The 12,558-nt window shown below is 36.7% G+C and carries 12 protein-coding genes; 11 read left to right on the top strand and 1 reads right to left on the bottom strand.

All coding sequences use genetic code 11. From position 1 onward, the window contains the following. Positions 1-16: 16 nt before the first annotated feature. The 5 genes from BAU23_RS16870 (at position 17) to BAU23_RS16850 (ending at position 5,319) form a co-directional block, all read left to right on the top strand. Complete coding sequence (locus BAU23_RS16870) at positions 17-1,297, top strand: peptidase U32 family protein (RefSeq protein ID WP_000217960.1); 1,281 nt, start codon at positions 17-19, stop codon at positions 1,295-1,297. A gap of 17 nt (positions 1,298-1,314) precedes the next feature. Continuing rightward, positions 1,315-1,953 carry a uridine kinase gene (gene udk / locus BAU23_RS16865; RefSeq protein ID WP_000537077.1) on the top strand — a complete coding sequence of 213 codons (639 nt, stop codon included), beginning with the start codon at positions 1,315-1,317 and terminating at the stop codon, positions 1,951-1,953. Between the two features lie 278 nt (positions 1,954-2,231). Next, complete coding sequence (gene greA, locus BAU23_RS16860; RefSeq protein ID WP_000179964.1) at positions 2,232-2,708, top strand: transcription elongation factor GreA; 477 nt, start codon at positions 2,232-2,234, stop codon at positions 2,706-2,708. Between the two features lie 92 nt (positions 2,709-2,800). Next, positions 2,801-4,555, top strand: a complete 1,755-nt coding sequence (locus BAU23_RS16855; RefSeq protein ID WP_000695160.1) for a peptidoglycan D,D-transpeptidase FtsI family protein — start codon at positions 2,801-2,803, stop codon at positions 4,553-4,555. Between the two features lie 116 nt (positions 4,556-4,671). Further along, positions 4,672-5,319, top strand: coding sequence for a YrrS family protein (locus tag BAU23_RS16850; RefSeq protein WP_000907115.1), 648 nt, complete (start codon positions 4,672-4,674; stop codon positions 5,317-5,319). Positions 5,320-5,353: 34 nt separating this feature from the next. Here the strand turns inward: BAU23_RS16850 and BAU23_RS16845 are convergent, their stop codons facing one another. Then, entirely contained in the window at positions 5,354-5,569 is a 216-nt protein-coding gene (locus tag BAU23_RS16845) for a YrzA family protein (RefSeq protein WP_000010984.1), read from the bottom strand. A 136-nt stretch (positions 5,570-5,705) separates the two neighbouring features. On the opposite strand from BAU23_RS16845, the gene BAU23_RS16840 reads away from it, so the two are divergent. The 6 genes from BAU23_RS16840 to BAU23_RS16815 all read left to right on the top strand — a co-directional run bounded on the left by BAU23_RS16840 (position 5,706) and on the right by BAU23_RS16815 (position 12,424). Next, positions 5,706-6,344, top strand: a complete 639-nt coding sequence (locus BAU23_RS16840) for a class I SAM-dependent DNA methyltransferase (RefSeq protein WP_000536336.1) — start codon at positions 5,706-5,708, stop codon at positions 6,342-6,344. Positions 6,345-6,358: 14 nt separating this feature from the next. After that, positions 6,359-7,054 carry a 5'-methylthioadenosine/S-adenosylhomocysteine nucleosidase gene (gene mtnN / locus BAU23_RS16835; protein ID WP_001217032.1) on the top strand — a complete coding sequence of 232 codons (696 nt, stop codon included), beginning with the start codon at positions 6,359-6,361 and terminating at the stop codon, positions 7,052-7,054. 82 nt (positions 7,055-7,136) lie between these two features. Further along, positions 7,137-8,060, top strand: coding sequence for an O-acetylserine dependent cystathionine beta-synthase (locus tag BAU23_RS16830; RefSeq protein WP_071734843.1), 924 nt, complete (start codon positions 7,137-7,139; stop codon positions 8,058-8,060). 3 nt (positions 8,061-8,063) lie between these two features. Continuing rightward, on the top strand, positions 8,064-9,197 hold the full coding sequence (locus tag BAU23_RS16825) for a bifunctional cystathionine gamma-lyase/homocysteine desulfhydrase (protein WP_001201901.1): 1,134 nt from the start codon (positions 8,064-8,066) through the stop codon (positions 9,195-9,197). Between the two features lie 260 nt (positions 9,198-9,457). Next, a complete protein-coding gene (adhE, locus tag BAU23_RS16820; RefSeq protein WP_071734842.1) occupies positions 9,458-12,061 on the top strand; it encodes a bifunctional acetaldehyde-CoA/alcohol dehydrogenase in 2,604 nt (867 codons plus the stop codon). 126 nt (positions 12,062-12,187) lie between these two features. Continuing rightward, positions 12,188-12,424, top strand: coding sequence for a YrhC family protein (locus BAU23_RS16815; protein WP_000661438.1), 237 nt, complete (start codon positions 12,188-12,190; stop codon positions 12,422-12,424). Positions 12,425-12,558 lie beyond the last annotated feature (134 nt).

Below are 12,558 nucleotides of genomic sequence, written 5' to 3'. Positions count from 1 at the left end.
GAGGAGGGTGTAGGAAATGACTGTACAAGAAATTTCACGAGTGATCGATGGCAAACGCGTTATTGTGAAGAAACCTGAACTGTTAATCCCTGCGGGTAACTTAGAAAAATTAAAAGTAGCTATCCATTATGGGGCAGATGCTGTATATTTAGGTGGACAAGAATTTGGTCTTCGTTCGAATGCAGGTAACTTTACGCTGGAAGACATGGCAGAAGGCGTTGAATTTGCAAAGAAATATGGAGCGAAAATATATGTAACAACAAATATTTTTGCACATAATGAAAATATGGACGGGCTAGAGGAATATTTAAAAGGGATTGAAAAAGCTGGCGTAACGGGAATTATCGTTGCTGATCCGCTTATTATTGAGACATGTAAACGTGTAGCACCTTCTGTTGAGGTGCATTTAAGTACACAACAATCGCTATCCAACTGGAAAGCAGCACAGTATTGGAAAGAAGAAGGTTTACATCGTCTTGTATTAGCTCGTGAAGCAAGCTATGAAGAGATGAAAGAAATTAAGGACAAAGTGGATATTGAAATTGAAGCATTCGTCCATGGTGCAATGTGTATCGCATATTCAGGAAGATGTACATTAAGTAACCATATGACAGCGCGTGACTCTAACCGTGGTGGTTGTTGTCAATCTTGTCGCTGGGACTATGATTTAGTTCAAACGGTATCACAACATAAAGATGCAAAAGAGCTTCCTTTATTCCAAGAAGAAGATGCTCACTTTGCGATGAGTCCAAAAGATTTAAATTTAATTTTATCAATTCCGAAAATGATTGAAATTGGAATTGATAGCTTAAAAGTTGAAGGACGTATGAAATCTATCCATTACGTAGCGACTGTGGCAACTGTATATCGTAAAGTAATTGATGCGTATTGTGCGGATCCGGATAACTTTGAGTTTAAACAAGAGTGGTTAGATGAGCTTGATAAATGTGCAAATCGTGACACAGCTCCTGCATTCTTTGAAGGGGTTCCAGGACATCAAGAGCAAATGTTTGGAAATCATAGTAAGAAAACAACGTATGATTTTGCTGGTTTAGTGTTAGATTATAATGAAGAAACGGGCATCGTAACGCTTGAGCAACGTAATCACTTCAAACCAGGACATGAAGTGGAGTTCTTTGGACCAGAAATAGAAAACTTTACGCAGACGGTGGAGAAAATTTGGGATGAGGATGGAAACGAATTAGATGCAGCGAGACATCCGTTGCAAATCGTGAAATTCAAAGTGGATCAACCAGTGTATGTGAATAATATGATGCGCAAAAACATACTTCAATAAGAAAGAGTGGTAGTCGAATGGGGACGAATAAGCCTGTTGTAATTGGAATCGCTGGTGGTTCAGGATCAGGAAAAACAAGTGTAACGAAAGCGATTTTTGACCATTTTAAAGGTCATTCCATTTTAATCTTGGAGCAAGATTATTATTACAAAGATCAAAGCCATTTACCAATGGAAGAGCGTTTAAAAACAAATTATGATCATCCGCTTGCGTTTGATAATGATCTGTTAATTGAACATTTGCAGCAGTTGCTTGCATATGAGCAAATTGATAAGCCTGTATATGACTATACATTGCATACGCGTTCAGAAGAAATTATTCCAGTTGAGCCGAAAGATGTAATCATTTTAGAAGGAATTCTTATTTTAGAAGACCCACGTCTTTGTGAGTTAATGGACATTAAGCTATTCGTTGATACAGACGCGGATCTTCGTATTTTACGCCGCATGCAGCGTGATATTGAAGAGCGTGGTCGTACGATGGATTCAGTTATTGATCAATACGTAACTGTTGTACGTCCAATGCACAATCAATTTATTGAGCCTTCTAAGAAATTTGCGGATATTATTATCCCTGAAGGTGGACAAAACCATGTTGCAATTGATATTATGGTGACAAAAATTGCAACAATTCTTGAACAAAAAGTAAATTTGTAATAGCATAGTAAAAGATATACGATAGGAAGGGATTTTTTCCCTTCCTATCGAATACAATGAAACATGCAACCTCATCTATATATAGGTGAGGGCATATTTATATCAACTTTCCATACATATCTTCTTTATATAAAGAAGAATTGGGAATACGGGGTTGTATGTGACAACTCCGCTAGTGCAAGCGTACTAGAAACCTCCGCTACACATATAAGTGGGGGAGTTTTCATATGGAACTCCTCTTTTTTTCAGGGGATTGGTATATAAAAGGAGTGGAAAATATGGCAACAGAAAAAACATACCCAATGACGCAAGAGGGTAAGCAAAAGCTAGAGAACGAACTTGAGGATTTAAAAACGGTAAAACGTAAAGAGGTTGTAGAGCGCATTAAGATTGCACGTAGCTTCGGAGATCTTTCTGAGAACTCTGAGTACGATGCAGCAAAAGATGAGCAAGCGTTCGTAGAAGGACGTATTACACAATTAGAAAACATGATTCGTAACGCAGTTATCATCACAGATAACGGTGAAGAATCTACAGTTGTTACATTAGGTAAAACAGTAACATTTAAAGAGTTACCAGGTGGAGATGAAGAATCTTACACAATCGTAGGTAGCGCAGAAGCAGATCCATTTGAAGGAAGAATTTCTAACGATTCTCCAATCGCAAAAAGTTTATTAGGTAAGCAAATTGGTGAGAAGGTAGCAATTCAAACACCAGGTGGAGAAATGCAAGTAGAGATTATCTCTGTAAAATAACGTAAAAATCACTCGTGTAAAAACGGGTGATTTTTTTATTTGTATAAAAGATGAAACACCTCGTCTAAACTACATGAGACGAGGTGTTTTTTATGAAAATAAAACGGAGAATTACAGTTGTTTTAATTTGTTTTATGAGTGTAATGTTTTTACTACTTTGTCGCTTAATCCAAATACAGATTTTAGATACGGAATCATTTACTGACCAAAATATCAATTTAATTGAAAAAAGTGTTACGCAGCGAACGCAATCACTTACAGTAGATAATGGAAGAGGGCACTTTACAGATCGAAATGGTAAGGAAATCGGTGAAGAGAAATATCCAGTTCTAATTATTTTTCCATTTTTACAAATAAAAAATGACATGTTAGAGAAAATTTCGCATATCATTGGTTTGTCGAGACAAGAGATAAGACTGCAAATGAAAAGTAAGAATAAAGCATTTATATTACAAAGGGGGAATATCCCATTTCAATTAACGGTTGAGCAGATGGAGAAGGTAAATCAGTTAGATACTTTAGGCATTGTAGCAGCAGAAGCTCGATTGAAGCAAACGGGAGAGGTAAATCATTTAATTGGTGATGTGGGAGAGAATGAACAGGAATTTCAAAAGCGCTATGGAGAAATGAAAAAACTTTCGGAACAAACGCCAATTGGTATTTCCGGATTGCAACAATCATTTGATGAATTTTTACTTACTGATGGAGAAGCAAAAGTACTATATCAAGTGGATCGGCAAGGAGAGCCGATTTTCGGGAAGCAGGCAAAATACACTTCACCAGGAAATCCATTTTATCCAGTTACTATTCAAACAACGTTACATAAAACGTTGCAACGGCAAGCTGAACAGATTATAAATGAAAACGGAATAAAAAAAGGTGGATTAGTATTACTAGACATAAAAAATAGTGAAGTTTTAGCAATGGTAAGTAAGCCATCTTTACAGATGAATGATAGGAGCGCATACAAAGCAACACTGGAAAATCAAATGTTAACTCCTCATTTTCCTGGATCTGTTTTTAAAACAGTAGTTGCAGCGGCGGCAATTGATCAAAATTTGGTGCGATTTAACCGTGTATTTAACTGTAATACGGATTTATACGGTGAAAATCTTCCACAAGTTATGATGGGGTCATTAAACTTTAAGGAAAGCTTTGCTAGAAGCTGTAATCGAACGTTTGCTGTATTAGGTGATGAACTAATGCAAAAGGATAGGGATGTGTTAGAAACGTATTTAGGGGCCTTAGGAGCAAGTAAGAAGGTAGGGTGGAAAGGTTCGGTATTTCATACATCGGAATTTGAGCAATTACCAGAAGAAAAGAATGCTGTAATTTGGAGAAGTGAAGAAAATAAAGTTAGTAGAAAAGCCATTGCTCAAACGATGATTGGACAAAAAGATGTACGCGTGTCGCCTCTAGCTATAGCGAATATGATGGCGACAATTGCTAGAGATGGAGAGAAGTTGGAAGTGAAAGCTGTAAAAAAAATAGTGTATAAAAATGGAACCGACTTTTTTACATTTGAAAATCATGAATTAACTGGGAAACAGCTTTCTTATGAAACGGTGAAAAAGCTACAAGAATTATTAAGAGGTGTTGTAACGACGGAGAAAGGAACGGGAACAGTGTTCCGTTCGTTACCACTAAATGTTGCCGGAAAATCTGGAACGGCACAAACAGGAAAAGGAGAAAAGGTGAATCGCTGGTTTGCAGGTTATTTTCCATATGAAAATCCAAGGTATGCTTTAGTTGTAGTTGATATAGAAACAGATAGTAACAAAAATGTAGTTACACCCGTTTTTACAGAACTGGTAGAAGCAATTCATAGATTAGAAAATGAAAAGTAATCTTGCAATTATTTATGAAATGTTTTCATTTCGTGAAAATATTATTGTAAATGTTCAACCTTTCTAGATTTAATGTTACAATAGCAAGTATGAAAAACTGCATGGAGGTTTGAAGAATGGCAGGAGGATCTAGATTCCAACAGAAACAACAAAAACGTCGTCAAAACGGTGTTTTAAATATTGCAATCGCTATTGTATTAGTAGCAGTAGCTATTGTGGCATATCAATTGTTTGTTCCTGAAACAAAAGAGCAAGCGTCTTCTAGTGATAAAAAAGTAGCTCAGCAAACAACAAAAGAGAATAAAGCTGAGAAAGCTAAAGGTAAAGAAGAGACGAAGAAGAACGAGCAAGAGAAGGCAGAAGCTAAGAAGAAGGAAGAAGAGAAGCAAAAGGCTGAAGAAGAACAGAAAAAAGCTGAAGAAGAAGCGAAAGCTAACGAGAAAGTACCAGCTGAAAAAACACAGCCAAAGGCAACCGATGCTTATACGAAATCTTCTTGGAAGCCAGTAGGTACAGAGCAAGGCGCAACACCTGCGATGACGTTTAAAAAAGGTACAGCAGATTGGAATGAGATGAATCAAGCAATTTCCGCTGCAATTGACGTTCCAGTAGAGCAATTAGTTATTCATAGAATCGGAAATAACGGTAAGAATAAAGCTTACGGTAACGTACAAGATAAACAATCAGGTAAAAAATATTATGTAAATATTGATTGGGTAGACAATGAAGGCTGGAAACCAGTACTTGTTCAAACTCTAAACTAAAAAAGAGAAGCTCTTATGAGCTTCTCTTTTTTAGTTAGCGTAATTTTTTTAATTTAAAATGAACAACCGCGCTATAATATGGTCTTTTGCTTTCCGGATCCATAACCATTTGATGCGAGATGTGATGAACCTCAAGCATAAGTGCTTTATTATTATCGATTTGTTCACTAATTTTTCGTTCTAAAGAAGCTAAGTCTCCCGCTTCAAAAAACTCTACTTTATCTTCTAACATTTCAAAGGTAAATGACACGAAGACGACCCCTCTCCTATGTAATCACCTATAGTGTAACAAAGAAAAGAAGGAAATACCATGTACATTTCAATTGACATTTTTAGAAAGAGGGCATATTATACTGATAAAACCGATAAGAAAAAGGGGAATTTTTATGGGGACAGAATTTAATGGTTTATTTGATGAGTGGGCTCATACGTACGACTCATTCGTACAAGGTGAAGATATACAATATAAAGAAGTTTTCGCCCGTTATGAGGACATTTTAGAGGATGTAGTTAACAAGTCATTTGGTAACGTATTAGAATTTGGTGTTGGTACTGGCAATTTAACAAATAAATTATTACTTGCTGGTCGTACAGTTTACGGTATAGAACCGTCACGCGAAATGCGCATGATTGCTAAAGAAAAATTGCCGCAAAAGTTTTCAATTACAGAAGGTGATTTTCTTTCATTCGAAGTTCCAAATTCAATTGATACCATTGTGAGCACCTATGCATTTCATCATTTAACAGATGAAGAAAAAGACGTAGCGATTGCGAAGTATAGTCAATTGCTAAACAAAGGTGGTAAAATAGTGTTTGCTGATACAATATTTGCAGATCAAGATGCATATGATAAAACTGTTGAAACAGCAAAACAAAGAGGTTTTCATCAGTTAGCAAACGATTTGCAAACAGAATACTATACACGTATTCCTATCATGCAATCTATTTTTGAAAACAATGGCTTCCATGTAACGTTCACGAGATTAAATCATTTCGTTTGGGTAATGGAGGCAACTAAGCAATAGAAAGAGGGATTAGATTGAGAATTGCTGTAATTGGAGCAATGGAAGAAGAAGTACGTATTTTACGTGACAAACTAGAACAAGCAGAAACAGAAACTGTTGCAGGTTGTGAATTTACGAAAGGGCTATTAGCAGGACATGAAGTAATCTTGTTAAAGTCTGGTATTGGTAAAGTAAACGCAGCGATGTCAACGACGATTTTATTAGAAAGATATAAGCCTGAAAAAGTAATTAATACTGGTTCAGCTGGTGGATTCCATCACTCTTTAAATGTTGGAGATGTGGTTATTTCAACAGAAGTTCGTCACCATGACGTAGATGTAACAGCATTTAACTATGAATATGGTCAAGTGCCAGGAATGCCGCCTGGATTTAAAGCTGATGACGCATTAGTTGCATTAGCTGAGAAATGTATGCAGGCAGAAGAAAATATTCAAGTTGTAAAAGGTATGATTGCAACAGGCGATTCATTTATGAGTGATCCGAACCGCGTTGCGGCAATTCGTGATAAATTTGAAGATCTTTATGCAGTAGAAATGGAAGCAGCAGCTGTTGCACAAGTATGCCACCAATATGAAGTTCCGTTTGTTATTATTCGTGCACTTTCTGATATTGCTGGTAAAGAATCAAATGTTTCATTTGATCAATTTTTAGATCAAGCAGCTCTTCATTCTACAAACTTTATCGTAAAAGTACTAGAAGAGTTAAAGTAATGTAACAAAAAGGCAACTGTCTCATATAAAGAAAATACATACAGTTGCCTTTTCTTTATTGGCAAATAAGGGGGAGAACACGATGAATGTATATCGTGGCGTTCATGAATTGATTGGTCATACACCAATTGTAGAAATTACTCGTTTTTCACTTCCAGAAGGAGTCCGTTTATTTGCAAAGCTTGAATTTTACAACCCAGGCGGAAGCGTTAAGGATCGTTTAGGAAGAGAATTAATCGAAGATGCGTTAGAAAAGGGGCTTGTTACCCAGGGCGGAACAATTATTGAACCGACGGCTGGAAATACTGGCATTGGACTGGCACTTGCAGCGTTAGAACATGATTTACGTGTCATCGTTTGTGTACCAGAGAAATTTAGTATTGAAAAGCAAGAATTAATGAAAGCGCTAGGTGCAACGGTTGTGCATACACCGACTGAGCAAGGAATGACCGGCGCAATTGCAAAGGCAAAAGAATTAGTAAAGGAAATACCAAATTCATACTCTCCAAGTCAGTTTGCGAATGAAGCAAACCCTCGTGCTTATTTTAAAACGCTAGGACCTGAACTTTGGTCGGCACTGAATGGAGAGATTAACATATTTGTTGCAGGGGCAGGAACTGGCGGTACGTTTATGGGAACTGCATCTTATTTGAAAGAGAAAAACATTGATATTAAAACGGTTATTGTAGAACCAGAAGGCTCTATTTTAAATGGCGGTAAAGCTGGTTCACATGAAACAGAAGGAATTGGTCTTGAATTCATTCCACCATTTTTAAAAACATCTTATTTTGATGGAATTCATACGATTTCTGATCGACATGCATTTTTACGAGTGAAAGAATTGGCGCAAAAGGAAGGCCTTCTTGTTGGAAGCTCTTCAGGAGCAGCATTTCATGCGAGCTTACTTGAGGCAGAGAAAGCAACACCAGGTACAAATATTGTAACGATTTTTCCTGATAGTAGTGAGCGCTATTTAAGCAAAGACATATACAAAGGATGGGAATAGAAAATGAGAGCAAAGACAAAGTTAATTCATGGTATTCGCATAGGAGAACCTTCAACTGGATCTGTAAACGTACCGATCTATCAAACAAGTACGTACAAACAAGAAGCAGTTGGTAAGCATCAAGGATATGAATATTCACGTACAGGCAACCCAACACGTGCAGCTTTAGAAGAAATGATTGCTGTATTAGAAAACGGTCATGCTGGATTTGCATTTGGCTCAGGAATGGCTGCTATTACAGCAACTATTATGCTATTCTCAAAAGGTGACCACGTTATTTTAACAGATGATGTTTATGGCGGAACATACCGCGTGATTACAAAAATACTAAATCGTTTCGGCATTGAGCATACATTTGTAGATACAACAAACCTAGAGGAAGTTGTAGAAGCAATTCGCCCAAATACGAAAGCAATTTATGTAGAAACACCAACGAATCCATTACTAAAAATTACTGATATTAAGAAAATATCTACTCTTGCTAAAGAAAACGATTTATTAACAATTATTGATAACACATTCATGACGCCATATTGGCAGTCGCCAATTTCTTTAGGAGCAGACATTGTACTTCATAGTGCAACGAAATATTTAGGAGGTCATAGTGACGTAGTTGCAGGCCTAGTCGTTGTAAATAGCCCACAACTAGCAGAAGATCTTCATTTCGTACAAAACTCAACAGGAGGTATTCTTGGACCACAAGATAGCTTCCTACTACTTCGCGGTTTAAAAACGTTAGGGATTCGTATGGAAGAGCATGAAATAAATTCACGCGCAATTGCTGAGTTTTTAAATAACCATCCAAAAGTAAATAAAGTATATTATCCAGGTCTTGAATCACATCAAAATCACGAATTAGCAACAGAACAGGCGAATGGATTTGGTGCAATCATCTCATTTGATGTAGACAGTGAGGAAACGTTAAATAGAGTACTTGAGAAGTTACAGTATTTCACACTTGCTGAAAGTTTAGGAGCAGTAGAAAGTTTAATTTCTATCCCGTCTCAAATGACACATGCATCAATCCCAGCAGATCGCCGTAAAGAATTAGGAATTACAGATACATTAATTCGAATCTCTGTTGGTATTGAAGATGGAGAAGATTTAATTGAAGATTTGGCACAAGCACTAGCATAATAAAAATGCACTGCTAATATAGAGCAGTGCATTTTTATTATGTTAATTTGTGAAATATTTCACAAATTAGACATACACAAATGAAATGATTTCATGTATATTGAATTCATGAAATGTTATTCACGAACAAACTTGTGAAATATTTCACAAACAATGGGATTCATGTAGGACGGTAACTCTATTTTTTTTCGCTAATCGGGACTTATTATGACCTATAGGGACTTATAAAGACCGTGATAACAGAATAGGAGGAAATTTACATGGTAGTCAAAGAGAAAGTTGTAAATGAAATGCAAGAGGTAAAAGAGATGATTGATACGTTAGTAAATAACGGTCAAGAAGCTTTACAAGCATTAGAAAGTTTTACACAAGAGCAGATTGACAACATTGTTCATGAAATGGCACTAGCAGGTGTTGATCAACATATGCCGCTTGCGAAATTGGCTGTTGAAGAAACGGGCCGTGGTGTCTATGAAGACAAATGTATAAAAAATATTTTTGCCACTGAATATATTTGGCATAGTATAAAGAAAGATAAAACGGTAGGAATTATTCATGAAGATCCTCATGAAGAAGTAATAGAAATTGCAGAACCTGTCGGTGTAGTAGCTGGGGTAACGCCTGTAACGAACCCAACGTCGACAACAATGTTTAAAGCGTTAATCGCGATAAAAACGAGAAATCCAATTATTTTCGCATTTCATCCTTCTGCACAAAATTGTTCCGTTGCAGCGGCGAAAACAGTATATGATGCAGCAGTGAAGGCCGGTGCACCAAAGCATTGTATTCAATGGATTGAAAGACCTTCTGTGGAAGCAACGAAACAATTAATGAACCATGATGGTGTCGCGCTCGTTCTAGCAACTGGAGGGGCTGGTATGGTGAAATCGGCTTATTCTACTGGTAAACCAGCACTTGGTGTAGGTCCTGGTAATGTACCGTGTTATATAGAAAAATCAGCACATGTAAAACGAGCTGTTAATGATTTAATTTTATCGAAAACATTTGATAACGGTATGATTTGTGCATCGGAACAGGCAATCATTATCGATAAAGAAATTTATGATGATGTTAAAATAGAAATGATTGCAAATAATTGTTACTTTGTAACAGAGGAAGAGAGAAAGAAATTAGAAAAGCTTGTTATTAATGAAAATACATGTGCAGTAAATAGTGATATTGTTGGGAAATCAGCACAGTATATTGCTGAATTAGTAGGAATTACTGTACCTGAACATACAAAAATGCTTGTAGCTGAAATTAAAGGTATCGGGGCAGCATATCCACTATCTCGTGAGAAACTGAGCCCAGTGTTAGCTTGTGTAAAAGCAAATTCATTAGAAGAAGGATTTACATATTGCGAAGAAATGTTAGAGCTTGGTGGCCTAGGGCATTCAGCGGTTATCCATTCTACAAATAAAGAAGTACAAAAACAATTTGGGTTACGTATGAAAGCCTGTCGTCTCATTGTAAATGCACCTTCATCACAAGGTGGAATCGGTGATATATATAATGGATTTATTCCATCACTTACGCTTGGTTGTGGCTCCTACGGGAAAAACTCAGTTTCCCAAAACGTAACGGCGACTCATTTATTAAATATAAAAAGGTTGGCAAATAGAAAAAAGAATATGCAGTGGTTCAAATTACCACCCAAAATTTATTTTGAAAAACATGCGACAGCATATTTAGCAAACATGCCTAACATTTCCCGCGCATTTATTGTAACGGATCCAGGGATGGTTGAGCACGGTTATGTAGATACAGTTACACACTATTTACGTAAGCATGCAAATGATGTGAAAGTTGAAGTTTTCTTTGAAGTTGAGCCAGATCCATCAGATGAAACTGTGTTTAAAGGTGCGGAAATGATGAGAAGTTTTAAGCCAGATGTAATTATCGCACTTGGTGGTGGTTCTGCTATGGATGCAGCGAAAGGGATGTGGCTTTTCTATGAGCATCCAGAAACAACATTCTATGGCATTAAACAAAAGTTTTTAGATATAAGAAAACGTACATGTAAATATCCGGAATTAGGAAATAAAGCGCAGTTTGTTGCTATTCCAACAACATCAGGAACAGGGTCAGAAGTGACACCATTTGCGGTTATTACAGATAAGAAAAATAATATAAAGTATCCGCTCGCAGATTATGAATTAACACCAGATGTAGCGATTGTTGATCCGCAATTTGTAATGACAGTACCACCTCATGTAACAGCAGACACTGGTATGGACGTATTAACGCATGCAATCGAGGCGTATGTGTCTGTTCTGGCAAATGACTATACAGATGGATTAGCATTAAAAGCAATTGATCTCGTCTTTAAATATTTACCAAGAGCGTATAAAGACGGAAATGACGCAGAAGCACGAGAAAAAATGCATAACGCTTCCGCAATCGCAGGAATGGCATTTGCAAATGCATTCCTAGGTATTAATCACAGTTTAGCACATAAAATTGGGCCAGAATTCCATATTCCGCATGGGCGTGCGAATGCAATTCTTATGCCGCATGTAGTTCGTTATAATGCTATTAAGCCAAGAAAACACGCATTGTTCCCAAAATATGAGCATTTTGTGGCTGATGAACGCTATGCACATATTGCGAGAATGCTCGGGCTTCCAGCAAGCTCAAAAGCGGAAGGTGTGGAATCACTCGTCCAAGCAATTATTGAGCTTGGAAAAAGCTTAAATATAAATATGAGTATTGCAGGACAAGGAGTTGCTAAAGACCAATTTGAAGAAGTTGTTGCATTATTAGCAGAAAGAGCTTTTGAAGATCAATGTACAACAGCTAATCCAAAATTACCGCTCATTTCAGAGCTGAAAGAAATCTATATGGAAGCATATAAAGGCGTATAATAGATAAAAAAGAGCCGCGAGTAAGCGGCTCTTTTTTACTTTGGAAAACATCTCCCAGATTGGTTCTATTTACTTGTCTTTAAGCTTGATAGAATGTGATAAAGTGAGGATGGGAGTGATAAGCAGATGAAAGAATTACAAGAAAAAATAGCAGATTATACCCGGTTTGCACAAGTACTTTTAGCTATAAGTACATTTTTAATGATCGGTTTATTAATTCCAAGTGGAATTAAAAGTATGGTACAGTCTTTTGTTATGATGGGAAGTATTATTGTATTTTTAGTTCTTGCTTTTTTCTTCTTTAAGCGTGTTAAAGCGATGCGTGACCAATTAGAGGAGAGCGAATATGAAGAAAATTGTTAAATAGGGCGCTACGAAAAGAAGAAATCTTTTTGTAGCGTTTTTTTGTTTTTTGTAGAAAATGTATGCGTTTCATGTTGACAATGATAATCCTTATCAATTAAAGTAGAATAGTAGTCAATGATTATCATTATCAA

The sequence above is a fragment of the Bacillus nitratireducens genome, assembly GCF_001884135.1.
GTDB classification, from domain to species: domain Bacteria; phylum Bacillota; class Bacilli; order Bacillales; family Bacillaceae_G; genus Bacillus_A; species Bacillus_A nitratireducens.
Note: the sequence above shows the minus strand (reverse complement) of the source record. Positions and strands in the feature narration are given on the sequence as shown.

Excerpts from the sequence above, each read along its gene's own strand:
- BAU23_RS16855 (WP_000695160.1), top strand. The coding sequence starts at position 2,801 with ATGAAAATAAAACGGAGAATTACAGTTGTTTTAATTTGTTTTATGAGT.
- BAU23_RS16825 (WP_001201901.1), top strand. The coding sequence starts at position 8,064 with ATGAGAGCAAAGACAAAGTTAATTCATGGTATTCGCATAGGAGAACCT.
- BAU23_RS16815 (WP_000661438.1), top strand. The coding sequence starts at position 12,188 with ATGAAAGAATTACAAGAAAAAATAGCAGATTATACCCGGTTTGCACAA.
- BAU23_RS16850 (WP_000907115.1), top strand. The coding sequence starts at position 4,672 with ATGGCAGGAGGATCTAGATTCCAACAGAAACAACAAAAACGTCGTCAA.
- BAU23_RS16870 (WP_000217960.1), top strand. The coding sequence starts at position 17 with ATGACTGTACAAGAAATTTCACGAGTGATCGATGGCAAACGCGTTATT.
- greA (WP_000179964.1), top strand. The coding sequence starts at position 2,232 with ATGGCAACAGAAAAAACATACCCAATGACGCAAGAGGGTAAGCAAAAG.
- adhE (WP_071734842.1), top strand. The coding sequence starts at position 9,458 with ATGGTAGTCAAAGAGAAAGTTGTAAATGAAATGCAAGAGGTAAAAGAG.
- BAU23_RS16840 (WP_000536336.1), top strand. The coding sequence starts at position 5,706 with ATGGGGACAGAATTTAATGGTTTATTTGATGAGTGGGCTCATACGTAC.
- BAU23_RS16830 (WP_071734843.1), top strand. The coding sequence starts at position 7,137 with ATGAATGTATATCGTGGCGTTCATGAATTGATTGGTCATACACCAATT.
- udk (WP_000537077.1), top strand. The coding sequence starts at position 1,315 with ATGGGGACGAATAAGCCTGTTGTAATTGGAATCGCTGGTGGTTCAGGA.